This window comes from Cytobacillus sp. Hz8, from assembly GCF_042263505.1.
In the GTDB taxonomy this organism is placed as follows: domain Bacteria; phylum Bacillota; class Bacilli; order Bacillales; family Cytobacillaceae; genus Bacillus_BE.
The window spans coordinates 87,991-114,163 of record NZ_JBHKFI010000016.1 but is presented as its reverse complement, the minus strand read 5'-3'; the positions used below and the strand labels follow the sequence as shown (position 1 = coordinate 114,163).

The 26,173-nt window shown below is 39.4% G+C and carries 22 protein-coding genes, 2 rRNA genes, 1 pseudogene and 1 riboswitch; of the genes and pseudogenes, 24 read left to right on the top strand and 1 reads right to left on the bottom strand.

Going from position 1 to position 26,173, the window contains the following annotated elements:
• The 17 genes and pseudogenes from ACE38V_RS17525 to purD form a co-directional block, all read left to right on the top strand.
• Positions 1-128, top strand: a 23S ribosomal RNA gene (locus tag ACE38V_RS17525); the annotation flags it as partial.
• A 77-nt stretch (positions 129-205) separates the two neighbouring features.
• A 5S ribosomal RNA gene (gene rrf / locus ACE38V_RS17520) occupies positions 206-322 on the top strand.
• A gap of 193 nt (positions 323-515) precedes the next feature.
• A pseudogene (locus ACE38V_RS17515) lies at positions 516-910 on the top strand (transposase); the annotation flags it as partial.
• 44 nt (positions 911-954) lie between these two features.
• The gene (locus ACE38V_RS17510; RefSeq protein ID WP_375843242.1) at positions 955-1,317 is read left to right on the top strand and encodes a hypothetical protein; all 363 of its coding nucleotides are present in this window, start codon (positions 955-957) and stop codon (positions 1,315-1,317) included.
• 431 nt (positions 1,318-1,748) lie between these two features.
• On the top strand, positions 1,749-1,949 hold the full coding sequence (locus ACE38V_RS17505; RefSeq protein WP_375843250.1) for an NETI motif-containing protein: 201 nt from the start codon (positions 1,749-1,751) through the stop codon (positions 1,947-1,949).
• A gap of 94 nt (positions 1,950-2,043) precedes the next feature.
• Positions 2,044-2,145, top strand: a riboswitch (purine riboswitch).
• Positions 2,146-2,273: 128 nt separating this feature from the next.
• Positions 2,274-2,762 carry a 5-(carboxyamino)imidazole ribonucleotide mutase gene (gene purE, locus ACE38V_RS17500; RefSeq protein WP_375843241.1) on the top strand — a complete coding sequence of 163 codons (489 nt, stop codon included), beginning with the start codon at positions 2,274-2,276 and terminating at the stop codon, positions 2,760-2,762.
• Complete coding sequence (purK, locus tag ACE38V_RS17495; RefSeq protein WP_375843239.1) at positions 2,749-3,903, top strand: 5-(carboxyamino)imidazole ribonucleotide synthase; 1,155 nt, start codon at positions 2,749-2,751, stop codon at positions 3,901-3,903. Before purE ends, purK begins: the two co-directional genes overlap by 14 nt.
• A gap of 3 nt (positions 3,904-3,906) precedes the next feature.
• The gene (purB, locus tag ACE38V_RS17490; RefSeq protein WP_375843237.1) at positions 3,907-5,199 is read left to right on the top strand and encodes an adenylosuccinate lyase; all 1,293 of its coding nucleotides are present in this window, start codon (positions 3,907-3,909) and stop codon (positions 5,197-5,199) included.
• Positions 5,200-5,370: 171 nt separating this feature from the next.
• Positions 5,371-6,078, top strand: a complete 708-nt coding sequence (gene purC, locus ACE38V_RS17485; RefSeq protein WP_375843236.1) for a phosphoribosylaminoimidazolesuccinocarboxamide synthase — start codon at positions 5,371-5,373, stop codon at positions 6,076-6,078.
• Positions 6,079-6,119: 41 nt separating this feature from the next.
• Complete coding sequence (gene purS / locus ACE38V_RS17480; RefSeq protein ID WP_375843234.1) at positions 6,120-6,374, top strand: phosphoribosylformylglycinamidine synthase subunit PurS; 255 nt, start codon at positions 6,120-6,122, stop codon at positions 6,372-6,374.
• A complete protein-coding gene (gene purQ / locus ACE38V_RS17475) occupies positions 6,371-7,054 on the top strand; it encodes a phosphoribosylformylglycinamidine synthase subunit PurQ (RefSeq protein ID WP_375843232.1) in 684 nt (227 codons plus the stop codon). The genes purS and purQ overlap by 4 nt, the downstream gene beginning before the upstream one ends.
• Positions 7,038-9,254: a phosphoribosylformylglycinamidine synthase subunit PurL gene (purL, locus tag ACE38V_RS17470; RefSeq protein WP_375843230.1), complete on the top strand. Its 2,217-nt coding sequence runs from the start codon at positions 7,038-7,040 to the stop codon at positions 9,252-9,254. The genes purQ and purL overlap by 17 nt, the downstream gene beginning before the upstream one ends.
• Positions 9,239-10,651 carry an amidophosphoribosyltransferase gene (gene purF / locus ACE38V_RS17465; RefSeq protein ID WP_375843229.1) on the top strand — a complete coding sequence of 471 codons (1,413 nt, stop codon included), beginning with the start codon at positions 9,239-9,241 and terminating at the stop codon, positions 10,649-10,651. Before purL ends, purF begins: the two co-directional genes overlap by 16 nt.
• Positions 10,652-10,747: 96 nt before the next feature.
• Positions 10,748-11,788: a phosphoribosylformylglycinamidine cyclo-ligase gene (gene purM / locus ACE38V_RS17460; protein WP_375843227.1), complete on the top strand. Its 1,041-nt coding sequence runs from the start codon at positions 10,748-10,750 to the stop codon at positions 11,786-11,788.
• A 23-nt stretch (positions 11,789-11,811) separates the two neighbouring features.
• A complete protein-coding gene (gene purN / locus ACE38V_RS17455) occupies positions 11,812-12,384 on the top strand; it encodes a phosphoribosylglycinamide formyltransferase (RefSeq protein WP_375843225.1) in 573 nt (190 codons plus the stop codon).
• A 2-nt stretch (positions 12,385-12,386) separates the two neighbouring features.
• On the top strand, positions 12,387-13,922 hold the full coding sequence (gene purH, locus ACE38V_RS17450; protein ID WP_375843223.1) for a bifunctional phosphoribosylaminoimidazolecarboxamide formyltransferase/IMP cyclohydrolase: 1,536 nt from the start codon (positions 12,387-12,389) through the stop codon (positions 13,920-13,922).
• Positions 13,923-13,939: 17 nt separating this feature from the next.
• Positions 13,940-15,208, top strand: a complete 1,269-nt coding sequence (purD, locus tag ACE38V_RS17445) for a phosphoribosylamine--glycine ligase (RefSeq protein WP_375843221.1) — start codon at positions 13,940-13,942, stop codon at positions 15,206-15,208.
• Between the two features lie 416 nt (positions 15,209-15,624).
• Here the strand turns inward: purD and ACE38V_RS17440 are convergent, their stop codons facing one another.
• Positions 15,625-15,852: a YgaP family membrane protein gene (locus tag ACE38V_RS17440; RefSeq protein ID WP_375843220.1), complete on the bottom strand. Its 228-nt coding sequence runs from the start codon at positions 15,850-15,852 to the stop codon at positions 15,625-15,627.
• A gap of 247 nt (positions 15,853-16,099) precedes the next feature.
• Here ACE38V_RS17440 and ACE38V_RS17435 point away from each other — a divergent pair, with 247 nt between their 5' ends.
• The 7 genes from ACE38V_RS17435 to ACE38V_RS17405 all read left to right on the top strand — a co-directional run bounded on the left by ACE38V_RS17435 (position 16,100) and on the right by ACE38V_RS17405 (position 26,132).
• Complete coding sequence (locus ACE38V_RS17435; protein WP_375843218.1) at positions 16,100-17,845, top strand: adenine deaminase C-terminal domain-containing protein; 1,746 nt, start codon at positions 16,100-16,102, stop codon at positions 17,843-17,845.
• Between the two features lie 84 nt (positions 17,846-17,929).
• Positions 17,930-18,973 carry a DUF3048 domain-containing protein gene (locus ACE38V_RS17430; RefSeq protein WP_375843216.1) on the top strand — a complete coding sequence of 348 codons (1,044 nt, stop codon included), beginning with the start codon at positions 17,930-17,932 and terminating at the stop codon, positions 18,971-18,973.
• A gap of 26 nt (positions 18,974-18,999) precedes the next feature.
• Complete coding sequence (locus ACE38V_RS17425) at positions 19,000-19,314, top strand: YerC/YecD family TrpR-related protein (RefSeq protein WP_375843214.1); 315 nt, start codon at positions 19,000-19,002, stop codon at positions 19,312-19,314.
• A 595-nt stretch (positions 19,315-19,909) separates the two neighbouring features.
• Entirely contained in the window at positions 19,910-20,614 is a 705-nt protein-coding gene (gene pcrB, locus ACE38V_RS17420; protein WP_375843213.1) for a heptaprenylglyceryl phosphate synthase, read from the top strand.
• 53 nt (positions 20,615-20,667) lie between these two features.
• Positions 20,668-22,884, top strand: a complete 2,217-nt coding sequence (gene pcrA / locus ACE38V_RS17415) for a DNA helicase PcrA (RefSeq protein ID WP_375843212.1) — start codon at positions 20,668-20,670, stop codon at positions 22,882-22,884.
• A 58-nt stretch (positions 22,885-22,942) separates the two neighbouring features.
• The gene (gene ligA / locus ACE38V_RS17410; protein ID WP_375843210.1) at positions 22,943-24,958 is read left to right on the top strand and encodes an NAD-dependent DNA ligase LigA; all 2,016 of its coding nucleotides are present in this window, start codon (positions 22,943-22,945) and stop codon (positions 24,956-24,958) included.
• 4 nt (positions 24,959-24,962) lie between these two features.
• On the top strand, positions 24,963-26,132 hold the full coding sequence (locus tag ACE38V_RS17405) for a CamS family sex pheromone protein (RefSeq protein ID WP_375843208.1): 1,170 nt from the start codon (positions 24,963-24,965) through the stop codon (positions 26,130-26,132).
• The last annotated feature ends 41 nt before the right edge of the window (positions 26,133-26,173 follow it).

The window sequence follows — 26,173 nt, the reverse complement described above, 5'->3', positions numbered from 1 at the left end:
CTCAAGATGAGATTTCCCATAGCGCAAGCTAGTAAGATCCCTGAAAGATGATCAGGTAGATAGGTTTGAGGTGGAAGCGTGGCGACACGTGGAGCTGACAAATACTAATCGATCGAGGACTTAACCATATTGATTACGATGGATTTCTTTCTTCTTCTGGAACATTATCTAGTTTTGAGAGAACAAACTCTCAAGTGAATACAAGTCTGGTGGCGATAGCGAGAAGGTCACACCCGTTCCCATATCGAACACGGAAGTTAAGCTTCTCAGCGCCGATGGTAGTTGGGGGCTCTCCCCCTGTGAGAGTAGGACGCTGCCAGGCAACAAAAAAACAGTCAATTTATTTGGCTGTTTTTTTGTTTCTTAATTTTGGAGAACACCGATGAGAAAAGTGTTGATCTTGTTGTAGTGTTGATTTTTTATATAGAGGCTATGTTAAATTATTCTGTTGATATTCGACAAAGACAAACGCTTGTTCTATATTATATAAAGAATATCTGTTTAGAGGATCTGAAATGGCGTTAAGAGAATTGATAGCTGAGATAAAAAAATAAATTCAGCAGAGTAATATCGTTTAAAAGAATACTTTGTTAATTCAATTGCCTCATATTCATTCAGTGAACCAGTATTTCGAGAAGTAACAGAACGTAAAAATAAAGATGGATACATTTGTGTACATTGTGATTCTAAACAGATTATACGTTTCGGCAAGTATACTGTTATAATGGGTCATAAAAAGATAGAACTCCAACGATACTATTGTAAAGATTGTCGAAAAACTTTTACAGATGTAACCTCTACAGTACTTTATCTAACCCATAAGCATGAAAAATGGTTGAACTTTATTAAATGTATGCTGGAAGGTTATTCCTTACGTAAATCAGCAGACCTTTTTGGTGATGTACAATTTTACTGCTCGGACTTTTTGTTGCAATCAAGAAAAGAGGTGTCAAATTGAAATACATTTACTATGTGTTATCACTAATTCCAGTAGCATTTTTATTTCATTTCTATGAATATGGGCAACAATTAAAAGGAGAAGAGGCAAGATATTTATTTCCAACTTGGCTTATTTATATCCTAATAATAGGGTTGTTGTCTGTGTATATCAAGAAGCGTAATATACTATTATTTCAAATTATTTCTTGTGTAATTTCAGTTTTATTAGCAAAATTATGGATAGCAGATGATGGTGGTTGGTTTACACCATTTGGGCGAGATGTAGCCGTAGTTTGGATTGCAGGGATAACTTGTATAGGGCAACTGATTATAAGAACTTGCTTAAAGGCATTTAAAAGGAATGACAAATTATCTTAAATCAAGATGGAAAGTAAAATAGGCTTGGTTCTTTTTAAATAGAACCAAGCCTATTTTTTTACGTTGTAAATCAACATCAAAGTATAACATAGCCTATATAAAATATAGGGAAACTCACATATAATGGGTTTCTCCATATACTAAAGCCCTAATAAGATATGGAGTACGTTACAAAAAACAGATCCACGTAGTGATTACTCATTAAAATCTAAATTACTTGGTTGTTCAGGTAAGTAGTCTTGTGTAAGCATATTCGCAGTAGCTACTTTCTCATCCACTTCTTCAAAACGGAAATCGTCTGCCCACACTTTCCCTCACCTATCAGAAAAAAATCCTACCACCAAACAGCATATCCCCCAAACTTTTTGATAAACTAAATGAGAATTAATACTATCCCCATTAATACAATAGAGAGAGGACCAATGTACAGAATGGCCAAGGAAAAGAACAAGCAGTTATTTGAAGTACTTGAAAGCGAAACAATTGAAGAATGTCTTGAGCGGATGAAAAAGGCTGGATATATGCCAATCAGGAGAATAGAAAAGCCCATATTTAAAGAAGTGAAGAAGGGGAATGAAACAATCTATGAGCCTGTTGGAAGGCAAATTGTATTTGAGGGAAAAAATGAATAATAGTAAAAAGCGAACATTACTTATGAATGAGTCATTAATGTTCGATATTTCCATTGACATAATGGAGAAATAGTTGGTAATATGTTATTAAGATATAATATGGATGAAACACCCTCGTATAATGATGGGAATATGGCCCATAAGTCTCTACCCGATGACCGTAAATTATCGGACTATGAGGGAAAGTTTATGCCCGGAAAATGGGTCTTTTTAGTTGCGTTTTTTGCAACATAAAAGAAACGAAGCTTAAGAAGCCCGGACAAATTGCTTTCCCTGATAACGGGAGCAATTTGTTTAGGGCTTTTATTCATGTGGAGGTATATGATGAACGTTCAAGTTGGAGTGATAATGGGGAGTAAATCGGATTGGGATACCATGAAATATACCTGTGAAGTATTAGATGAACTAGAAATACCCTATGAAAAAAAGGTAGTTTCAGCACATCGAACTCCTGATTTAATGTTTGAGTATGCAGAAAATGCTAGAGAACGCGGATTAAAGCTGATTATTGCAGGTGCAGGGGGGGCGGCTCATTTGCCAGGGATGGTGGCAGCGAAAACAACCTTGCCGGTAATCGGTGTACCAGTTCAATCAAAAGCGCTTAATGGACTTGACTCCTTGTTGTCCATTGTACAAATGCCAGGAGGTATTCCAGTTGCAACGGTAGCCATTGGTAAATCCGGTGCAACAAATGCTGGTTTGCTCGCAGCTCAAATTCTAGGTTCCTTTGATAAATTTATAGCGGAAAGACTTGACAGGAGGAGACAAGAGATTAAGAAATCAGTACTAGAAAGTAGTGTTGAGCTTGTCTAATACAATCATTTTACCGAGACAAACAATAGGAATTATTGGCGGTGGACAATTGGGCAGAATGATGGCACTTGCAGCGAAGAAGCAAGGTTTTCGAATTGCGGTGTTGGATCCAGTGGATGATTCACCATGTGGTCAGGTAGCAGATTATAAGATTGTTGGAGAATACAGTGATTTTGAAGCGATAAAAAAGCTCGCAAATATAAGTGATGTTATTACCTATGAATTTGAAAATATCGATGCGGAGTGCTTAGATTGGCTTTGTCAAAATGCTTATGTCCCACAGGGAAAAGTTCTCCTTGAAAAGACGCAAAATCGCATATCTGAAAAGCGGGCCATTGAAGATGCAGGGGTGCAGGTAGCACCATATGCAGTCATTAAGACAGTAGATGATATTTATAGTCATATTGAAAAACTCGGATTTCCTGCCGTACTAAAAACAGCTATGGGTGGTTATGACGGTAAAGGACAACTTGTAATGAAAGAAAAAGCTGACATCAAGGAAGCAGAAGATTTAATTGCGCACGGGCTTTGTGTCCTAGAACAGTGGATTCCTTTTGAGAAAGAAATTTCAGTCATCATTGTTCGAAGTGTTAGAGGGGAAACTGCTGTTTTTCCTGTGGGCGAAAATATTCATCAGGATAATATTTTACATGAAACGATTGTCCCAGCTAGAATTTCAGAAGCAGCCAAAAATAAAGCCATACGAATGGCTGAGATTTTAGCTGAGAAGTTAGAGCTTGTTGGTACGCTTGCAGTAGAAATGTTTTTAACCGCATCGGGTGATATTTTTATCAATGAATTAGCACCAAGGCCGCATAACTCAGGGCACTATAGTATTGAGGCTTGTGAGACCTCACAATTTGAACAACATGTCAGAGCTGTATGTAATTGGCCATTGGGAAGTACCGAGTTGTTAAAACCGGCTGTAATGGTCAACATATTAGGAGAACACCAAGAAAGACTTTTGGATAAAATCCCTGATTTGCCTGATTGGAAAATTCATTTATATGGCAAACAGGTGGCAAAGGTCAAAAGAAAAATGGGGCATGTGACCATTTTACGAAAAACAGTTGAGGATGCATTAGGGGAAATTGAAAACAGTCATATTTGGAATGATGTGAAAGAAAAGATTGGAGGATAAAACATGATAGATCGTTATACACGCCCGGAAATGGGAGCCATTTGGACAGAGGAAAACCGATTTAAGGCATGGCTTGAGGTTGAAATTCTTGCATGTGAAGCATGGGTTGAATTAGGTGTCATTCCAAATGAGGATGTACAAAAAATTCGTGAGAAGGCTTCTTTTGATATCAATCGGATTAAAGAAATTGAAGAAGAAACAAGACATGATGTTGTCGCATTTACACGTGCAGTTTCAGAAACGCTGGGTGAAGAAAGAAAATGGGTTCATTACGGCTTAACTTCAACGGATGTAGTTGATACCGCATTATCTTACTTAATAAAGCAAGCCAATAACATTCTTTTAAAAGATTTAGAGAATTTCATTGAAATCTTAAAAAACAAAGCACAAGAGCATAAATATACGGTTATGATGGGACGTACGCATGGAGTTCATGCAGAGCCAACAACCTTTGGTCTGAAAATGGCGCTATGGTACGAAGAAATGAAGCGTAACCTGGAAAGATTTAAGCAAGCATCGGCTGGAATTGAATTTGGTAAAATTTCAGGGGCAGTTGGAACATATGCAAATATCGATCCTTTTGTCGAAAAATATGTGTGTGAGAAATTAGGTCTGCAACCAGCACCGATTTCTACGCAAACCTTACAAAGAGATCGTCATGCCCACTATATGTCAACACTTGCTCTTATTGCGACTTCGATTGAAAAGTTTGCTATCGAAATTCGAGGGCTGCAAAAAAGTGAAACACGCGAAGTAGAAGAATTCTTTGCAAAAGGACAAAAGGGATCTTCAGCGATGCCGCATAAACGCAATCCTATTGGCTCGGAAAATATGACAGGGATGGCGCGTGTTATTCGCGGGTATATGTTAACTGCTTATGAAAATGTACCGTTATGGCATGAAAGAGATATCTCGCATTCATCTGCAGAAAGAATTATCCTTCCAGATGCAACGATTGCTTTGAATTATATGTTGAATCGATTTGGAAATATCGTGAAGAACTTAACGGTTTACCCTGAAAATATGAAGAGAAATATGGATCGCACTTTGGGATTGATTTATTCACAACGTGTTCTTTTAGCGTTAATTGATAAAGGTCTTCCGCGTGAGGAAGCATATGATACAGTCCAACCGAGAGCCATGGAGGCATGGGAGAAACAAGTTCCATTCCGAAGCTTGGTAGAAGCAGATGTAAAAATAACGGCAAAGCTTTCTTCAGAAGAAATTGCCGATTGCTTTGATTACCGTTACCACTTAAAACCGGTAGATGGTATATTTGAAAAATTAGGTTTGTAATCACATGTATGGGGTGAAAAGTTTCAAGGAGACTCCTTGAAGCGTGTTTCACCCTGCTTATCGATCGAAGATTCCCAATATTCATAAAGTAATGCGTTCATATATGAATGGGCCAGCTAAAAAGTACACCCCGCTGACCTTTAATAGAAAATAAAAGGAGGCTCTCCAATCATGGAAAAAAGAGCAATGGTATATGAAGGAAAAGCAAAAAGGGTATATGCAACAGATGATGAACATATCGTGTGGATTGAATATAAGGATTCAGCAACTGCTTTTAATGGGGAGAAAAAAGCACAGATTTCTGGGAAAGGTCGCTTAAATAATGAGATTACAAGTTTGATATTTTCAAAGCTTGATGAAGAAGGGATTCCCTCTCACTTTATTCAAAAATTATCAGAAACAGAGCAATTAGTGAAAAAGGTTTCCATAATTCCGTTAGAAGTGGTAGTGCGCAATGTTGCTGCTGGCAGCTTTTCAAAAAGATTGGGAATCGAAGAAGGAAAACCACTATCTAAACCATTAGTTGAATTTTATTTTAAAGATGATGCGTTAGGGGATCCGCTTATTACGGAAGATCATATTGAAGAATTACAATTGGCCACACCTTCAGAGGTCGCTTTATTAAAAGAAAAGGCTTTTCAAGTAGATGATGTACTTGTGAAGTTTTTTGAAGGACTTGGCATTCGCCTTATTGATTTTAAGCTTGAGTTTGGAAAGGATGCAAACGGAGAAATCCTTCTTGCTGATGAAATTTCCCCTGATACTTGCCGTTTATGGGATAAGGAAACGAATGAGAAGCTGGACAAAGATGTTTTTCGCCGTGATTTAGGTAATTTAACAGAAACCTATGAAAAATTATTAGCTCGAATCACCCATTAATCAAAATAGCGAAATGAAAATAGACTTGGAGGTCAATTGGAATGTACAAAGTGAAGGTTTACGTTACTTTAAGGGAGAGCGTTCTAGATCCACAAGGAACAGCTGTGAAAAATTCATTACACACACTAAAATATAAAAATGTAGCAGATGTCCGTATTGGAAAATACATGGAGCTTACGATTGAAAAGTCCGACCGCAATATTGAAGAAGTGGTAAATGAAATTTGTGATCGTGTATTGGCTAATACTGTGATTGAGGATTATCGCTTTGAGATTGAGGAGTGTGTTGCTCAGTGAGGTTTGCCGTAGTCGTTTTTCCTGGATCTAACTGTGATGTGGATATGCTTCATGCGATAAAAGACGAATTAGGAGAAGAAGTAGAATACGTTTGGCATGATGCAGAAAACCTTGATGAATTTGATGGCATTCTTCTTCCAGGTGGATTTTCTTATGGAGATTACTTGCGCACCGGAGCGATTGCACGTTTTAGTAATGTGATGAAGGAAGTTATAAAAGCAGCTGAAGCAGGAAAGCCCATTTTAGGTGTATGTAATGGATTTCAAATATTACTTGAAGCAGGTCTTCTTCCGGGAGCAATGCGGAGAAATGAAAGCCTAAAGTTTATTTGTAAGCCTATTGAATTAAAGGTTGAAAACAATGAGACGATGTTTACATCAGCCTATCAACAAGACGAAGTCATTACCATTCCAATTGCCCATGGAGAAGGAAATTATTATTGTGATGAGGCGACTTTAGCTCAATTAAAGGCGAATCACCAAATTGTTTTTACCTATGTGAATAATCCAAACGGAAGCTTGGAAAATATCGCCGGTATCACGAATGAAAAGGGAAATGTCTTAGGAATGATGCCTCACCCTGAAAGAGCGGTTGATGAACTATTAGGTGGAGCAGATGGATTGAAGCTATTTCAATCGATTGTTAAACAATGGAGGGAATCACATGTCATTAATGCTTGAACCAAGTCCGGAACAAATTAAAGCAGAAAAAATCTATCAGCAAATGGGATTGTCGGATGATGAATTTGCGATGGCAGAAAAGATACTTGGAAGAACTCCAAATTACACCGAAACTGGCCTTTTCTCGGTTATGTGGTCAGAGCATTGTAGCTATAAAAATTCTAAGCCTGTATTAAGAAAGTTTCCTACATCGGGCAGTCGTGTTCTCCAAGGTCCGGGAGAAGGTGCCGGAATTGTTGATATTGGGGATGAGCAGGCGGTTGTTTTTAAGATTGAAAGTCACAATCACCCTTCTGCGATTGAACCTTACCAAGGTGCGGCAACTGGTGTCGGTGGAATTATTCGTGACGTCTTTTCGATGGGAGCAAGACCCATTGCATTATTGAATTCTTTGCGTTTTGGAGAGCTGGATAATGATCGTGTTCGTTATCTCTTTAAAGAAGTAGTAGCGGGAATTGCTGGATATGGAAATTGTATTGGAATTCCAACTGTCGGGGGAGAAGTCCAATTTGATGCCTCTTATGAAGGAAATCCATTAGTTAATGCCATGTGTGTAGGGCTGATCGATCATAAGGATATTCAAAAGGGGCAAGCACGCGGTGTAGGAAATACGGTTATGTATGTTGGAGCGAAAACCGGCCGTGATGGAATTCATGGAGCAACCTTCGCATCAGAAGAATTAACGGAAGCTTCAGATGAAAAACGTCCTGCTGTTCAAGTTGGAGATCCTTTTATGGAAAAGCTGCTGCTTGAAGCTTGTTTAGAGCTTGTGCAATCCGATGCATTAGTAGGGATTCAAGATATGGGGGCAGCTGGATTGACCAGTTCTTCTGCAGAAATGGCAAGTAAGGCCGGTTACGGGATTGAAATGAATTTAGACCTTGTTCCCCAGCGCGAAACAGGGATGACTCCATATGAAATGATGCTGTCCGAATCGCAAGAGCGGATGCTCATTGTTGTCAAAAAAGGCAGGGAGCAAGAAATTAAGGATTTATTTTTGAAATATGGTTTGGACTGTGTGTCTATTGGAATCGTTACAGATGATAAAATGTTGCGTCTGATCCATAAGGGAGAGGTTGTTGCTGATGTACCGGCTGATGCCTTAGCTGAGGATGCTCCTGTTTATCATAAACCATCGAGCGAGCCAGAATATTATCGTGAATTTCAAGCAATGGCAAATGAAATTCCAGCTGTGAAAGATTATAAAGAAACCCTTATCCGATTATTACAGCAGCCAACGATTGCAAGTAAGGAATGGGTCTATGATCAATATGATTATATGGTTAGGACCAATACAGTGGTTTCGCCTGGCTCTGATGCTGCTGTCCTTCGAATTCGTGGAACGAAAAAGGCTTTAGCGATGACAACCGATTGTAATTCACGTTACCTCTATTTGGATCCAGAAGTCGGTGGGAAAATTGCTGTTGCAGAAGCAGCAAGAAATATTGTTGCTTCTGGCGGAGAGCCATTAGCTATTACGGATTGCTTAAACTTTGGGAATCCTGAAAAGCCAGAGATTTTCTGGCAAATTGAAAAGGCAGCAGATGGGATGAGTGAGGCATGCCTTGCTTTGAAAACGCCTGTTATTGGTGGAAATGTATCTTTATATAACGAAACAAACGGAACGGCTGTCTATCCTACACCGGTTGTTGGGATGGTTGGGTTAGTAGAAGATATCGATCATATTACGACACAACACTTTAAACATGCTGGAGATCTCATCTATTTATTAGGAGAAACAAAGGATGAGTTTGGTGGAAGTGAGTTACAGAAGCTCGTTTATGGAAGAATCTTTGGGAAGGCACCTGAGCTTGACCTGAAGAAGGAAGAGAAGGTGCAAAGTCAAGTATTGAACGCTATTCGTTTAGGACTCGTACAATCTGCTCATGATTTAGCTGAAGGTGGATTGGCAGTTGCTTTATCGGAATGTTTATTTGGGGCTGAAAACCTTGGAGCAGAGGTTAATATTTCAGGCAATACAGTTACTGCTTTATTTAGTGAAACACAATCTCGCTTTTTGGTTTCTGTTAAAAAGGAACACAAAAATGAGTTTGAAAGCTTAGTAGACGGGACTTTGCTTGGGAAAGTAACCGATATGTCGGTTTTACAAATATTGGCTGACGAAGGAACGGTTATAGTTGAACGAGTGGCAGAATTAGAGAAGGCTTGGAGAGGAGCAATTCCATGCTTACTGAAATAAAAGGTTTAAATGAAGAATGTGGAATCTTTGGGATATGGGGACACACCAATGCTGCTCAAATTACCTACTATGGACTTCATAGTCTCCAGCACCGTGGTCAAGAAGGAACTGGGATGGTCGTAACAGATGGAGAAGTTCTTAAAGGGGTAAAGGGAGAAGGGCTCGTGACGGAAATTTTTACTGAGGATGCAATGGCAGATTTACAAGGGAAGGCAGCCATTGGCCATGTGCGGTATGCCACTGCAGGTGGGGGAGGATATGAGAATGTTCAGCCTCTTCTCTTTCATTTCAAAACGGGCAGTTTAGCACTTGCTCATAACGGAAATCTTGTCAATGCTGAATCGCTTAAGTATCAGCTTGAGGGTCAGGGAAGCATTTTTCAAACCAGTTCAGATACGGAAGTATTGGCTCATTTAATTAGAAGAAGCGGCTTTTCTTCTACGAAGGAACGGGTGAAAAATTCACTTACGATGCTAAAGGGCGCATATGCCTTTTTGATTATGACAGAAACGAATCTTATGGTTGCCCTAGATCCGAACGGCATGCGTCCATTGTCAATTGGAAAACTAGGAGAAGCATACGTTGTTGCCTCAGAAACCTGTGCGTTAGATGTTGTCGGCGCCCAATATATTCGGGATGTTGAAGCAGGAGAGCTAGTGATTATTAACGATGAAGGAATTCATTCGGAAATTTACTCAGTGGCAGAGCATAAGGCTATGTGCGCAATGGAATATATTTATTTTTCACGACCTGATAGCAATATTAATGGTTTAAATGTCCACACTGCCCGGAAGAGACTCGGGAAACGTCTAGCACAAGAAGCTCCAATTGAAGCGGATGTTGTAACAGGCGTGCCAGACTCAAGTATTTCAGCTGCCATTGGCTTTGCAGAGGCTTTAGGAATTCCTTATGAAATGGGATTAATTAAGAATCGGTATGTTGGTAGAACCTTCATTCAACCTTCTCAATCATTAAGAGAGCAAGGAGTGAAAATGAAGCTTTCACCCGTTCGTGGGGTTGTGGAAGGAAAACGGGTTATTATGGTGGATGATTCGATTGTTCGGGGCACGACGAGCAGAAGAATTGTCACGATGTTAAAAGAAGCGGGAGCAACAGAGGTTCATGTTGTCATAAGCTCACCACCGATTCAAAACCCATGCTTTTATGGGATCGATACATCAACAAAGGAAGAATTGATTGCATCCTCCTACTCTGTTGAAGAAATTAGACAAATCATTGGTGCCGATACATTAACCTTCTTAAGTATAGAGGGGTTGCTTGATTCGATTGGAAATCATGATGGCAGTGAAACATGCGGACAATGCTTAGCATGCTTTACTGGTAAATATCCAACCGAAATTTACCCCAGTGCCATGGGATTATATGAAAAAGTTTGATCAGAAAGTGGAAAATGTTGCGGCATAGGCATGTCGCTTTTCTTTTCAGTTAAAGTTTCACTGTAAAATAACCCCTTATTAAGGAGGATTCATGTAATGAGTAACGCATACAAGCAAGCGGGCGTGAATATCGTAGCAGGCTATGAAGCGGTAACAAGAATGAAAAAGCATGTTCAAAAGACAATCCGACCTGGAGTGATGGGAGGCCTTGGGGGCTTCGGCGGCATGTTTGATTTATCTGTTCTAAACTTGAAGGAGCCGGTCTTAGTTTCTGGAACGGATGGTGTCGGAACAAAGCTGATGCTTGCTTTTATGATGGATTGTCACGATTCGATTGGAATTGATGCAGTCGCCATGTGTGTCAATGATATTGTCGTTCAAGGTGCAGAACCGATTTACTTCCTAGACTATATTGCATGCGGGAAAGCTGAACCAAACAAAATCGAAGCTATTGTAAAAGGAGTGAGCACTGGCTGCGAGCAGGCTGGATGTGCCCTTGTTGGTGGAGAGACGGCAGAAATGCCAGGTATGTACAGCGAGGATGAATATGATTTAGCTGGTTTTGCAGTGGGAGCTGCTGAAAAGTCTGCCGTTATTACCGGAGAGAGGATTCAACCAGGAGATGTTTTAATTGGTCTCGCCTCAAACGGAATCCATAGCAATGGATATTCGCTAGTACGTCAGATTTTCCTTGAGCAAGCTCAAATGTCTTTAACTGATTATGTCGATGAGTTAGGCTGTACTTTAGGGGAGGAATTGCTTCGCCCTACAAAAATTTATGTTAAGCCGATACTCTCTGCCTTGAAGAAGTTTGATATTAAAGGAATGGCCCATATCACTGGAGGAGGATTTATCGAAAATATTCCTCGAATGCTTCCATCTGGTACGGGTGTTGAGCTTTCAGAGAGCAATTGGGAGGTTCCAGCAATCTTTAAGCTAATGGAGTCTATAGGGAACCTTGAACGAAAAGAGATGTACAACATTTTTAACATGGGAACAGGAATGGTTTTGGCTGTAAATCCGAAAGAGGTGTCTGAGATCATTAGCTTTTTTCATGAACTTGGAGAGAGTGCTTACCAAATAGGAATCGTTACAGATCAAGAGGGCATTAAGATTAACTATTTAGATAAGAAATGATTAATATAAACGGAGGCTCGGCTATGAACAATATCGCCGTATTTGCTTCTGGCAGCGGGAGCAATTTTCAAGCGATTTTAGACGCAATTAAATCTCAAAAACTTGAAGCGAATATTAAGCTTCTTGTGTGTGATAAACCGAGTGCATATGTACTTGAGAGAGCTAGAAACGAAAATATTCCTCAATTTGTTTTTCATGCGAAAGAATATGCAAGCAAGCAGGAGTATGAGAGAGCCATTTTAAGCCAGTTAAGAGAGTATGAGATTGAGTGGATTATATTAGCAGGTTATATGAGATTAATAGGTCCAACTCTATTGAAAGAATTTGAAGGGAAAATCGTTAATATTCATCCTTCACTCCTTCCAGTATTTCCAGGGAAGGATGCCATTGGACAAGCATTAGAGGCTGGTGTCGAAAAAAGCGGTGTAACGATTCATTTTGTCGATGAGGGGATGGACACAGGACCAGTTATTGCTCAAAGAGAGGTTCAGATTGATCCAAATGAAACGAAAGCTAGCTTACAAATAAAAATACATCAAATTGAACATGAACTATATCCGGCTACACTGCAAAATCTTTTACAAAGGAGATCATGAACGTGAAAAAGCGTGCCCTTATTAGTGTTTCAGATAAGAATGGAATTACAGAGTTTGCAAAAGGTCTATATGAACTTGGCTTTGAATTAATTTCTACTGGAGGAACGAAGAAAGCCCTCGAACAAAGTGGAATTCCCGTTATTGGGGTAAGTGATGTTACCGGGTTTCCAGAAATTCTAGATGGACGTGTCAAAACATTAAATCCGCTCATTCATGGGGGACTTTTAGCAAAATTTAATGAACCAAGTCATCAGGCTCAAATGGCTGAGCATATGATTGAACCGATTCAAGTGGTGTGCGTGAATCTTTATCCTTTCCAACAAACGATTGCGAAACCAGATGTCACAGTCGAGGATGCGATTGAAAATATCGATATCGGTGGACCAACGATGTTAAGATCAGCTGCCAAAAATCATGAATATGTGTCTGTTGTCGTAGACCCTGCAGATTACAATACCGTATTGGAAGAATTAAAAAATGAAGGACATGTTTCAAAGGATACAAACAGAAAACTAGCAGCTAAAGTATTCCGTCATACAGCAGCTTATGATGCCATCATCGCAGATTATATGACAAAGCTTGCGAATGAAGAAAACCCAGAAAAATTAACGTTAACTTATGAGCTTAAGCAAACACTTCGTTATGGGGAAAATCCTCATCAAAAGGCATCTTTTTATCGTAAACCTTTAGGCTCTTTATTCTCCATCGCAAATGCAACGCAATTACATGGGAAAGAGCTTTCTTATAACAATATTCATGATGCAGATGCAGCACTACAAATTGTAAGAGAATTTAAAGAACCGGCCGCAGTGGCAGTTAAACATATGAACCCTTGTGGTGTCGGAATTGGGGAAAATGCGTTTACCGCTTTTGCAAAAGCATTTGAATCTGATCCTGTTTCCATCTTTGGTGGGATTATTGCCTTCAATCGTGAAGTCGATCAGCAAACTGCGGAAAAGCTCCATGAAATCTTTTTAGAAATTATCATTGCACCATCCTTTACTGAAGAGGCTTTGGCTGCTTTAACAAGCAAAAAGAATCTTCGCCTTTTAACCATTCCGTTTGATCAACAGGATAAAGTTGAAAGTAATTTGACATCGATTGAAGGGGGTCTTCTCGTTCAGGATCAAGACCGTTACTCTTTAGATGATGCAACTATTTCTGTCCCAACGAAAAGGGAACCGACTGATGAGGAATGGGAGGCTCTTAAGTTAGGATGGAAAATCGTGAAACATGTAAAATCTAATGCTATTGTGGTGACAGATGCATTCATGACTCTTGGAGTTGGAGCAGGCCAAATGAATCGTGTAGGCTCTGCCAAGATTGCACTTGAACAAGCTGGAGAAAAAGCAAAAGGAGCGGCACTCGCTTCAGATGCCTTCTTCCCTATGGATGATACGGTAGAAGAGGCTGCTAAAGCAGGAATTACAGCGATTATTCAACCAGGTGGATCGATTCGTGATGAGGATTCTATTAAAAAGGCAGATGAATACGGGATTGCGATGGTCTTTACTGGAGTTAGACACTTTAAGCATTAATAGTGGGGGTGCAAGCTTTGAAGGTTTTAGTCGTTGGTAGAGGCGGACGTGAACATGCCATTTGTCGGAAGGCTAGCGAAAGTCCTTTGGTGGAAAAAGTCTTTGTTGCTCCTGGAAATCTGGGAATGACTGACGTAGCGATACCGATAGAAATTAGTGAAAGTGAACAAGAAAAGCTAGTTCATTTTGCTCAAACAGAAGAAATTGGATTAACGATCATTGGACCAGAGGTACCACTGTTTGAAGGGCTGGCTGATCGTTTTCAAGCAGCAAATTTAGCTGTTTTTGGCCCAAGCGGCCGGGCAGCTATTATTGAAGGCAGCAAGTCTTATGCAAAGAATTTAATGAAAAAGTATCATATTCCAACGGCAGAGTATGAGGTTTTTACAGACTTTAAAAAGGCAAAAGCTTATGTCGAGGAAAAAGGTGCACCAATTGTCATCAAAGCGGACGGACTTGCTGCAGGTAAAGGGGTAACAGTGGCTGTTGACTTAGAGGAGGCCATATCGAGCCTTGAGGAAATGATGGTGAATGCCAAATTTGGGGATGCGTCTTCCAAGGTAGTTGTGGAGGAATTCCTTGATGGAGAGGAATTTTCATTGATGGCATTTGTTCATGGTGAAACGGTCATTCCCCTTGAAATTGCACAAGACCATAAACGGGCCTTTGATGGTGATTGCGGACCAAATACCGGAGGAATGGGCGCTTATTCTCCTGTGCCCCATATCGGGAAGGAAATCGTTAATCGTGCCATTGAAACCATTCTTGTACCAACTGCGAAGGCTATGGTTAAAGAGGATAGATATTTTTCTGGAATACTTTACGCAGGATTAATTGCCACCCAAAAGGGTCCAAAAGTGATTGAGTTTAATGCTAGATTAGGTGATCCGGAAACGCAGGTTATCCTTCCACGAATGAAATCTGATCTTATTGAGATTCTATTGTCTGTGTTAAAAGGGGAAAAACCAGAGATTGAATGGGATACGGACGTTTGTTTAGGGGTTGTGGTTGCATCGAAGGGATATCCCGAAAACTACGAAAAAGGAGCTATTTTAACCGGATTAGAAGAAGTAGCTAAGGATTTAATGGTTTTTCATGCCGGAACAAAGAGAAATCAAGATGGTTATTTCGTAACTGATGGTGGAAGAGTTCTTCTTGCCGGAACAAAGGCGGAAAATCTTAAAGAAGCTCAACGAAAGGTCTACCTGGGACTTGAGAAAATGCATTCTGAAGGAGTTTTTTACCGCAAGGATATTGGATTTAAAGCGATTCAGGAAACGGTATAAAGCTTGAGAGGTGAGGGGGAACCGGTTCATTTAATCGATCCCCCTTTTGTTAAGACGGCTTATTGGCTAATAAATCATTTGTTTCTTGATAAGGGTTATTTATCCCACTCTTAACGGACAGTAAGACTCCCACTTCAAGATTCTGAGAATACGAAGAAGATAAGTGGGAGATCAACTGTCCGTAAAGGTCCGACGACGGACAGGAGGTCCTAGTCAGGCGAAGCCACAGGACGTGGCGTTATGAGCGTGATAAGTGAAATAAGATTTTTCTTTGGGCTTCAGCCCTTAGAAAAATCAATCAGGCTTTGCGTGACTAACCATCAGTGGGGGTTGAATGGCAGACTAAAAGCGCGACGTCAATCACAACGTCTGCACTAGCACGTCCTGTGCGTCGAAAACCCCCACTGATGGAAGTTTCACTTTATGTCTTCGCAGCACCCTTTGCTTTGTTCCCATAATGCAGTAATTGGACAGAAACGGACAATTCCTTCCGCTACTTTCATAGCCCCTAGCATGGCAAGAAAAAGATAGGATTGATTCCAAGGTCTTCTGACTAATTTTGCTGTGCAACAGGAAAGGACCGTTAATCCGACGGTAATCCGAATTAACGCATTTAATATTCCAACATTTGGTACAATCTTCATTTTTCTTTCTCCAATCACATAAAATTTCATATTTTTTCATATTCTTTAATGCGGTGAATTATGAAATATGTTAGTATAATAAAAAGCAAATCGTGTAAGGGCTTTCTTTTTATTTGTTTTCTTTTCATACTATTTTGACATTGTAAATACAAATAATTAATCAGTTGTTTCTTTTATTGAGCAATAACAAAATAGATAAACTCTGAACACCGTTCTGATTGATGTAAAATTAAGGGAGGAGTGGCTTGTGCCCGAACAGCGTTATCGATGGAAAAATAAGCAATTGCGCGAACACGTGTCTATCCTTGATGGACAGAAAGCACCAACAATACTTTTAAAAAATGCCCATTATTTAAATCAGACTTTTCAAAAATGGATGACAGCCAATATTTGGATTTATGAGGACCGAATTATTTATGTGGGTGATAGGCTTCCGGAAAAGCTAAATCAATGTGAAATTATTGATTGTACGGGATTGTTAGTAGTACCTGGTTACATCGAGCCTCATGCTCATCCATTTCAATTATATAATCCCCACTCCTTAGCGAGGTATGCATCTCAATTTGGGACAACAACATTAATTAATGACAATATGGTGCTAGCTTTACAATTAGAAAAAAAGAAAGCGTTTTCTTTGTTAGAGCAATTAAAAACTTGCCCCGCAACAATGTATTGGTGGTGTCGATTTGATGCCCAGACGGAAATTGAAAATGAGGAGGTCACCTTTTCCCACGGGAATGTAAAAGCATGGCTGGAGCATGATGCGGTTTTACAAGGCGGAGAGTTAACCGGTTGGCCAAGATTATTGGATGGCGATGATTTAATGCTCCTTTGGATACAGGAAACAAAGAGAATAAGGAAAAAGATAGAAGGTCATTTTCCTGGTGCTTCAGAAAAAACATTAGCAAAAATGATGCTTTTAGGGGCGGATTGTGATCACGAGGCAATGAATGGAAAGGAAATTTATGATCGACTCATGCAAGGCTATATGGTATCGCTCCGTCATTCATCCATTCGGCCAGATTTACCTATTCTTTTGGATGAAATTAAAAAGTTAGGTATTGAACGTTATGATTCATTTATGTTTAATACAGATGGATCCTCTGCTTTGTTTTATGAAAAGGGAATGAATGATTGGATGATCCGCATGGCGATTGAAAAAGGAGTGCCTGTTATAGATGCATATAACATGGCAACTATTAATATTGCTAAGTATTATCATATTGAGCATTTACATGGTCAGATTGCGACAGGAAGAATTGCCAATCTAAATTTTCTTACAGAAGAAACAAACCCAACACCTGTATCCGTATTGTCAAAAGGAAAATGGGTGAAAAGAGACGGTCAGATTGTGGAGGAGGTATTTGAACCAATCCAATGGGATGAATATGGCTTTGCACCATTAAACATTGATTGGAATATTTCTCTGGACGATTTGCAATTTTCGATGCCATTTGGAATGAAGATGGAGAATTCCGTTATAACAAAGCCATACTCGATTTCCATTGAAGCATCGATTAATGAGCTTTCCAGTCTGCACGATGAAAGTTTTTTCATGCTCATAAATCGCGATGGAAAATGGAGAATTAATACATTACTCAAAGGATTTGCGAAAGAATTAGGAGGTCTTTGTAGCTCTTTTTCCAATACAGGTGATATTATTTTGATTGGAAAGAAGAAAGATGATATGATTACCGCTTTTAATCGAATGAAAGAAATGGGTGGAGGAATTGTCATCTGTGAAAATGGAAAAATTGCCTTAGAAATTCCATTAATAATAAGCGGAGTGATGTCCAATCAAAATGTTGAAGTTTTAATTGAACAGGAAAAAGAATTATTGCAGTATTTAAAAGCAAAAGGCTATCGGTTTGAAGACCCGATCTATTCATTATTATTTTTTTCTTCAACGCATTTGCCTTATATACGGATTACGCAACAAGGAATGTATGATGTGATGAATAAAATGGTACTCTTTCCTTCTATAATGCGTTAAAATAGAACAGAGAGCTGTGCTTATCACACATTTGGACTTCTGGGATTGACTTGTTCATTTTAAAAGCAAAAGTCGAGGTGTAGTATGCTAAAAAAATGGATCATATTGTTCAGTGCTGTATTGCTTTTTACAGCTGGATGCGCCCAAAAAGAGGCTGTTAAGAATCATAAAGAGAAGCAAACGGAAAATATCGAGAAACAGCCGCCCGATGTCGAGCATTTTCCATATCAATCGCCACTGACTGGAATTGGGCTAAAGAAAGAGCCAGAGGGAAGAGCTATTGCCGTGATGGTGAATAATCATCCAAGTGCAAGACCCCAGTCAGGTCTTGATAAGGCAGATATTGTTTATGAGGTATTGGCAGAAGGAGATATCACTCGTTTTTTAGCGATTTTCCAGAGTGAAAGGCCAGACACAATCGGTCCCGTAAGAAGTGCACGTGACTATTATATTGAGCTAGCCAAGGGGTACGATAGTTTTTTTGTTGCACATGGATGGAGTCCTGAAGCAAAACAAATGCTTAAGTCCAATTATATTGATAATATTAACGGCATTGAATATGATGGGACATTATTTAAACGAGCGAGCTTTCGTAAAGCCCCGCATAATTCTTATATCACATATGAAAACATTTTAAAAGGCGCTGATAAAGTGGGGGCTAAAATGACTCAGGCCCCATCTCCATTAACGTTTCTTTCCAAAGAGGAATTGGATAGCTTAACGGGGAAAAAAGCTGCAACCGTTGGGATTTCCTATTCTGGGAACTCTTTATTCCATGTTGATTACAAATATGATTCTAAGTTAAAGAAGTATAAACGCTATTCAAATGGAGAGCTAACCGCTGATTATGATTCCCAAAAACCGGTTTTACTTGATAATATTTTAATTGTTGAAACAGAGCATCGGTTTATTGATAATTATGGTCGAAGAGCGGTTGACTTAACTTCAGGTGGAAAAGGGTACTTATTGCAACGGGGATTATGGAATGAAGTCGAATGGAAGAATGTTGATGGCAGAATATTGCCGTTTGCAAATGGGAAAGAGGTTGGTCTAGTTCCAGGTAAAACATGGATTAATATAGTTCCAATTAAGCCTGGTCTCCAATCTAGTGTCTCATTTAAGGATTAATTGCAATCAATAAGGAGAATATATTTATGCAAATAGATAAACTAAGAGGAAAAGAGTTAGATCAACTATTTCAATCCATTTTATCTCTTAAAAACTTAGAGGAATGCTATCAATTTTTTGATGATTTATGTACCGTGAATGAAATCCAATCTTTAGCCCAACGGTTAGAAGTTGCCCGGATGCTGCGCGAGGGGAAAACCTATCACAAAATCGAAACAGAAACAGGAGCGAGTACAGCGACAATTTCCCGTGTAAAACGGAGTTTAAATTATGGCAATGATTCCTATGGGGTTGTGTTAGAAAGAATAAAGGAATTAGAAGCTAATCAATCAAATGAATAAATGAAATGGGAAACCGGAGGATCATAATAGAAATCCTCCGGTTTTTCTTATGAAAATTGTGGATGAAATGTTTATCCCACTCTTAACGGACAGTAAGACTCCCACTTCAAGATTTGAGAATACGAAGAAGATAAGTGGGAGATCAACTGTCCATAAAGGTCCGACGAGGGATTAAGGTCCTAGTCAGGCGAAGCCACAGGACGTGGCGTTATGAGCGTGATAAGTGAAATAAGATTTTTCTTTGGGCTTCAGCCCTTAGAAAAATCAATCAGGCTTTGCGTGGCTAACCATCAGTGGGGGATGAATGGCAGACTAAAAGCGCGATGTCAACACATAAGTCTGCACTAGCATGTTCTGTGCGTCGAAAACCCCCACTGATGGAAGTTTCACTTTATTGTTATAAGGGAAGGGATTCAAGTGAGCTATGTAATTTAACACTTATAAGATAAATGGCCAAGCAGAGATTACTGGCTATAAATGCAAGAAAGAATAAAGGTTTTGTAAAAAAGTAGAAAGACTACGTAATATCTTTTTTATTCAATTCCGCTAATGCTATAATGGTGTAATGAATATCTAGAATGGAGGAAATTTGTGCATGTATGATATTCGAGAGTGGCACCATGTGTTTAAATTGGATCCAAATAAAGAAATCTCAGATAGGGAGTTAGAAAGAATTTGTGAGTCTGGGACGGATGCCATTATCATTGGGGGTTCTGACGGAGTTACACTAGAAAATGTGTTAGATTTAATGGCACGGGTTCGAAAGTTTTCAGTTCCTTGTATCCAAGAAGTATCCAATATTGAATCTGTAACACCTGGATTTGATTTATATTTTATCCCAGCTGTTTTAAATAGTACGGATGCGCTGTGGATTACGGGTCTCCATCAAAAGGCAGTAAAAGAATATGGAGCGATTATGAATTGGGATGAAATCTTCGTGTCTGGTTATTGTATTTTGAATCCTGACTGTAAAGCAGCTAAGTTAACAGGTGCGGTAACTGAGCTTGATACGGATGATGTTGTAGCTTACGCGCTGATGGCAGAAAAAATGCTCCATCTTCCAATCTTTTATTTAGAATATAGCGGGATGTATGGAAATCCGTCGCTAGTTGCTGAAGTAAAAGAAAATCTGGAGAATACGATTTTGTTTTACGGCGGGGGAATCCATAATTTAGAAGAGGCAAAAGAAATGATGGAGCACGCAGATGTGGTTGTTGTAGGCAATGCACTGTATGATCATTTTGAGGACGCATTGGAAACGGTAAAAGTGAAAAAAACGGGGATAGATCATTCGTGTTAAATAACTTATAATATAAATAAGAACGTATGTTTGTATGGTGGTGAATGTAAGGAATGCAATATTTAACGGAAAAATTGTTGAATGGTCTTAATCCAGAACAACAAAAAGCAGTAAAAGCGACCGATGGCCCGTTACTTTTGATGGCAGGAGCAGGTAGTGGGAAGACAAGAGTGCTGACTCATAGGATTGCCTATTTAATGGTTGAAAAGCGAGTAAATCCTTACAATATTCTTGCTATAACCTTCACAAATAAAGCAGCGCGTGAAATGAAGGAACGGGTACAGAGGATGTTAGGTGGTGCAGCCGAGGAAATTTGGATCTCCACTTTTCATTCTATGTGTGTCCGGATTCTCAGAAGAGATATTGATCGGATTGGATTCAATCGAAATTTTACCATCTTGGATACGACGGATCAGCAATCGGTTATAAAAGGAATTTTAAAGGATAAAAATCTGGATCCCAAAAAATTCGATCCTCGCGCCATTCTAGGAGCGATTAGTTCAGCGAAAAATGAGCTGATCGATCAGGATGAATTTTCCAAAAAAGTCGGGGATTACTTTGACCAAGTTGTGAGTGATGTTTACACGGAATATCAAAAAAGATTACGTAAAAATCAAGCGTTGGACTTTGATGATTTAATCATGAAAACCATTCAATTATTTCAAAGAGTGCCTGAGGTACTGGAATACTACCAACGTAAATTCCAGTATATTCACGTCGATGAGTATCAAGACACGAATAGAAGCCAATATATGCTTGTAAAGCTTTTAGCCATGCGGTTTAAAAATCTCTGCGTTGTCGGAGATTCTGACCAATCCATCTATCGTTGGCGCGGAGCGGATATTGCGAATATTCTTTCGTTTGAAAAGGACTATCCAAGTGCACAAGTGATTCTTTTAGAGCAAAACTATCGCTCTACGAAAAAGATCCTCCTTGCTGCGAATGAAGTGATTAAGAATAATTTAAATCGAAAGCCAAAAAACTTGTGGACAGAAAATGCTGAAGGAAATAAGATTGTTTATTTTCGTGCGGATAGTGAGCAAGGGGAGGCGCAATTTGTAGCAGGAAAGATTAAGGAATTAGTAGATAGTGGGAAGCGAAAGTACTCTGACTTTGCGATTCTTTATCGGACAAATGCCCAGTCGCGTGTCATCGAGGAAGTACTGCTTAAATCAAATATAGAATATTTCATTGTTGGCGGAATTAAGTTCTACGATCGTAAGGAAATTAAAGATTTACTTGCTTATCTCCGTTTGATTGCCAATCCTGATGATGATATTAGCTTGCAAAGGGTCATTAATGTACCTAAACGGGGAATAGGCTCCGGCTCGCTTGATAAAATTGCTGACTTTGCTAATATGCATGATATATCGATGTTTCAGGCGCTTGAATCCATTGAATTAATAGGAGTAAGTCCAAAAGTGACAAAAGCGGCTGCGGAATTTCGCAATCTAATTAGCAACTATACTCAAATGCAGGAATATTTATCTGTTACAGAATTAGTAGAGCAGATACTAGAGAAAACGGGATATCGTGAAATGCTAAAAGCAGAAAAGTCTATTGAAGCACAAAGCCGATTGGAAAATATAGATGAATTTTTATCCGTTACGCAAAACTTCGAGGAAAGCAGTGAAGACAAAACCTTAGTCGCCTTTCTAACAGATCTTGCCTTAGTCGCAGATATTGATAAATTAGATGAAGATGGGGATAAAACTGATACTGTTGTGTTAATGACGTTGCACTCGGCAAAGGGACTAGAATTTCCGGTTGTCTTCTTAATGGGATTAGAGGAAGGGGTATTCCCACATAGCCGTTCACTTATGGAAGAGGCGGAAATGGAAGAGGAAAGACGTCTCGCTTATGTCGGCATTACGCGTGCAGAAGAGGAATTATTTATTACTAACGCACAAATGAGAACATTATTTGGACGGACGAATGTGAATCGTCCATCACGATTTATTGATGAAATTCCTAGTGAACTAATTGACGGTGTACAGCCCATTCAAAAAAGAGAAGGTTCTCCTTTTGGAGCACCTCGATCAGGGAGAGCACCAATGCGAAAGCCTGTTATGCGCCCTGTGGCCAATGAGACAGGCGGCAATGAGATTCAATGGTCCGTTGGAGATAAGGCAGCCCATGGGAAGTGGGGAGTTGGTACAGTTGTCAGTGTTAAAGGAAGTGGAGACGGCATGGAGCTAGATATTGCTTTTCCAAGTCCAACGGGAATCAAAAGACTTCTTGCCAAATATGCTCCAATCACAAAGGCATAAAGATTGAAAACGGAAACTGGTGAAATAATAAGTTAAATACTTAGAAAGGACCTGATTTATGGACCTTCAAGCAGCAGAAAACCGAGTTAGTCAGTTGCATCAGCTATTAAATCAATATAATTATGAGTATTATGTCCTGGACAAGCCTTCAGTATCTGACGCTGAATATGATCAGCTATTGAAGGAATTAGCCAATTTAGAGGAACAATTTCCTCAATTGAAAACGGTGGATTCTCCTACTCAAAGAGTTGGCGGCGAGGCATTGTCTATGTTTGCGAAGGTGGAGCATCGGTCCCCTATGCTTAGCTTAGCCAATGCTTTTAACGAAAGTGATTTAAGAGATTTTGATCGTAGGGTACAACAAACAGTTGGAGAGAATTATTCTTATATTTGCGAACTGAAGATTGATGGATTAGCAGTATCCCTTCATTACGAGAATGGACTCTTTATCCAGGGGGCAACTCGTGGAGATGGTGCGGTAGGTGAGGATATATCAGCAAACTTAAAAACGATTCGTTCCATCCCATTACGATTAAAAGATCCTATAACACTTGAGGTTCGCGGCGAAGCGTTCATGCCCAAGAAATCTTTTGAAGCTTTGAATCAAAAGAAGGAGGAAAATGGGGAAGAACCATTTGCCAATCCACGAAATGCAGCGGCAGGATCGCTTCGACAGCTGGATCCGAAAATTGCGGCTTCGAGGAATTTGGATATTTTCCTATACGCCCTTGCAGGAATCGAAAATTCACAAATAACCTCTCATAGTGAAGGCCTGTCTTATCTTGAAACATTAGGTTTAAAAGTAAACCAAGAGAGAAGAAAATGTGCAAATATCGAAGCCGTATTAGATTTTATCAATGAATGGACAAATAAACGTCCGACACTACCTTATGAAATAGATGGAATTGTAATAAAGGTAGATTCTTTAGAGCAACAAAAATTACTAGGGACTACAGCCAAAAGTCCGCGCTGGGCAATCGCCTATAAATTTCCGGCTGAAGAAGTGGTGACAACCTTAAAAGAAATAGAGTTAAGTGTTGGCCGTACAGGAGTCGTAACCCCTACGGCGATTTTAGAACCGGTTCGTGTAGCAGGAACAACGGTACAAAGGGCTTCTCTTCATAATGAAGATCTAATTCGAGAAAAGGATATTCGAATTGGTGATCAGGTGGTAGTTATTAAAGCTGGAGACATCATCCCAGAAGTGCTCAAAGTCTTAGTGGAAAATCGTTCTGGAGAAGAGCAAGAATTTCATATGCCAGACCATTGCCCTGAATGTGCCAGTGAGCTCGTTCGTTTAGATGGGGAAGTGGCATTAAGATGCATCAATCCAAAATGTCCGGCACAAATTCGCGAGGGTTTAATCCATTTCGTTTCCAGGGATGCGATGAATATTGAAGGACTTGGAGAAAAAGTGGTTAGTCAGCTATTTCAAGCTGAGCTCATTCAGGATGTTGCCGATATTTATCATCTGAATTATGATCAATTAATCGGTCTTGAGAGAATGGGAGAGAAGTCTGTAACGAATCTTTTAAAAGCTATCGAAGCCTCTAAGGAGAATTCTTTAGACAAACTTCTTTTTGGTCTAGGAGTTCGTCATGTTGGGGCAAAGGCGGCTAAAACTCTTGCAATTCAATTTGAAACAATGGATGCATTAGCTGCTGCAAGCAAAGAACAATTAACAAATATTAATGAAATTGGAGAAAAAATGGCTGATTCTATTGTGACATTTTTTGAACAAGAAGAGGCTCAGGAGCTCTTGACAGAATTAAAGACAGCCGGAGTTAACATGGAATATCGAGGACCAAAACCAATATCTCCTGAAGAAAATGACTCTATTTTTTCAGGTAAAACAATTGTGCTAACAGGAAAGCTTGAGCAGTTGACAAGAAATGAAGCGAAGGAAAGAATTGAGGCTTTAGGGGGAAATGTTTCAGAAAGTGTAAGTAAGAAAACGCATCTCGTGATTGCAGGTGAAGATGCAGGCTCCAAATTGGCCAAAGCACAACAATTCGGAATTGAAGTGTGGACTGAGGAGAAATTGCTAGAAGAATTAAAAAGGTTAGAGGTGTAAGGTTGTGAGAAAGCTCTCAATGATTGCGCTAGCGCTTGTACTCCTCTTAACTGCCTGTGCTCCTAATTTTCAAAAGGAAGATGAGGTAGTTCAAGAAAAGGACAATACGCAAAAAAAGGCGATTATTCCTAAATATAAAGTGTCAGATAAATATTATCAGACCATCCTTCCATTTGAACCTTCACAGGCTCGAGGATTGGTTGTAAATAATATTGACTCAAGATATGATCTAAGTGAATTTGAAACAGGTTTAATGAGAATTTCGCAAAATAACTTCGACCCAGATAAGTATCTTTTTCAAGAGGGACAATATTTGGACAAGGAAACAGTAAGTCTATGGCTAAACCGCAAATTTACTACAGCGCAATTAAAGGATGAAGGGCTAAAGTCTTCTGAAAATATTGGGTTAAATCCATTAAATCCTGGAAAAAGCAGTTCGAAAGCGAGTAATGAAAAATATCCAATCTATTTATCCGATATCCTTGAGCATAACTATTTAGTCAAAAATGACAAGGGCACAGTAAGCCTTGGCGGAGTTGTTATTGGACTTGCTTTGAACTCTGTTTATTATTATCAAACGGAAAAATACGGTCCAACCTACGAAAAGAAAATTGATCATGCGAAGGTTGAAAAAGAAGGAAAAGAAATGGCTGCTGAAGTAATTAAGCGTCTAAGAGGTATTAAAGGTTTAAGAACTGTACCGATCACCATTGCCCTCTTTGAACAGCAAGAACGCTCTTCTGTTGTGCCGGGTAATTTCTTTGCTTATGCCAGTGTAGCCAAAGGCAGCTCAAATATTGATGAATGGGAAAAGGTAAATGAAAAATATGTCTTATTCCCATCAGATACATCGAAGGAACAATACCGCGAAAATGATACATCCTTCAAAAATTTCAAACAGGATGTAGAGAATTATTTCCCTAATTTTAATGGGGTTATCGGAAAAGGTTTTTATGTAGACGATCAGTTACAGGAATTAAGCATTGATATTCCCATTCAATTTTACGGAAAAACAGAAGCAATCGGTTTTACGCAATATGTTGCTGGTCTCGTGATGGAATATTTCCCGAATTACATTACGGTTCAGGTTAGCATCACATCAGTGAATGGTCCAGAAGCGCTGATTGTCCGAAAAGCAAAACAAGATGAGCCTTTTGTGCACATATATCAATAATTAAAGAAGAGAGTTTTGCCGCTTCAACGGTAAAGCTCTTT

What these genes read in the sequence shown, in the direction of transcription:
- ACE38V_RS17505 (WP_375843250.1), top strand. Translation starts at nt 1,749, where the DNA reads ATGGCCAAGGAAAAGAACAAGCAGTTATTTGAAGTACTTGAAAGCGAA.
- purM (WP_375843227.1), top strand. Translation starts at nt 10,748, where the DNA reads ATGAGTAACGCATACAAGCAAGCGGGCGTGAATATCGTAGCAGGCTAT.
- purB (WP_375843237.1), top strand. Translation starts at nt 3,907, where the DNA reads ATGATAGATCGTTATACACGCCCGGAAATGGGAGCCATTTGGACAGAG.
- purS (WP_375843234.1), top strand. Translation starts at nt 6,120, where the DNA reads ATGTACAAAGTGAAGGTTTACGTTACTTTAAGGGAGAGCGTTCTAGAT.
- pcrA (WP_375843212.1), top strand. Translation starts at nt 20,668, where the DNA reads ATGCAATATTTAACGGAAAAATTGTTGAATGGTCTTAATCCAGAACAA.
- purE (WP_375843241.1), top strand. Translation starts at nt 2,274, where the DNA reads ATGAACGTTCAAGTTGGAGTGATAATGGGGAGTAAATCGGATTGGGAT.
- purL (WP_375843230.1), top strand. Translation starts at nt 7,038, where the DNA reads ATGTCATTAATGCTTGAACCAAGTCCGGAACAAATTAAAGCAGAAAAA.
- purF (WP_375843229.1), top strand. Translation starts at nt 9,239, where the DNA reads ATGCTTACTGAAATAAAAGGTTTAAATGAAGAATGTGGAATCTTTGGG.
- purN (WP_375843225.1), top strand. Translation starts at nt 11,812, where the DNA reads ATGAACAATATCGCCGTATTTGCTTCTGGCAGCGGGAGCAATTTTCAA.
- ACE38V_RS17430 (WP_375843216.1), top strand. Translation starts at nt 17,930, where the DNA reads ATGCTAAAAAAATGGATCATATTGTTCAGTGCTGTATTGCTTTTTACA.
- ACE38V_RS17440 (WP_375843220.1), bottom strand. Translation starts at nt 15,852, where the DNA reads ATGAAGATTGTACCAAATGTTGGAATATTAAATGCGTTAATTCGGATT.
- ACE38V_RS17425 (WP_375843214.1), top strand. Translation starts at nt 19,000, where the DNA reads ATGCAAATAGATAAACTAAGAGGAAAAGAGTTAGATCAACTATTTCAA.
- pcrB (WP_375843213.1), top strand. Translation starts at nt 19,910, where the DNA reads ATGTATGATATTCGAGAGTGGCACCATGTGTTTAAATTGGATCCAAAT.
- purC (WP_375843236.1), top strand. Translation starts at nt 5,371, where the DNA reads ATGGAAAAAAGAGCAATGGTATATGAAGGAAAAGCAAAAAGGGTATAT.
- ligA (WP_375843210.1), top strand. Translation starts at nt 22,943, where the DNA reads ATGGACCTTCAAGCAGCAGAAAACCGAGTTAGTCAGTTGCATCAGCTA.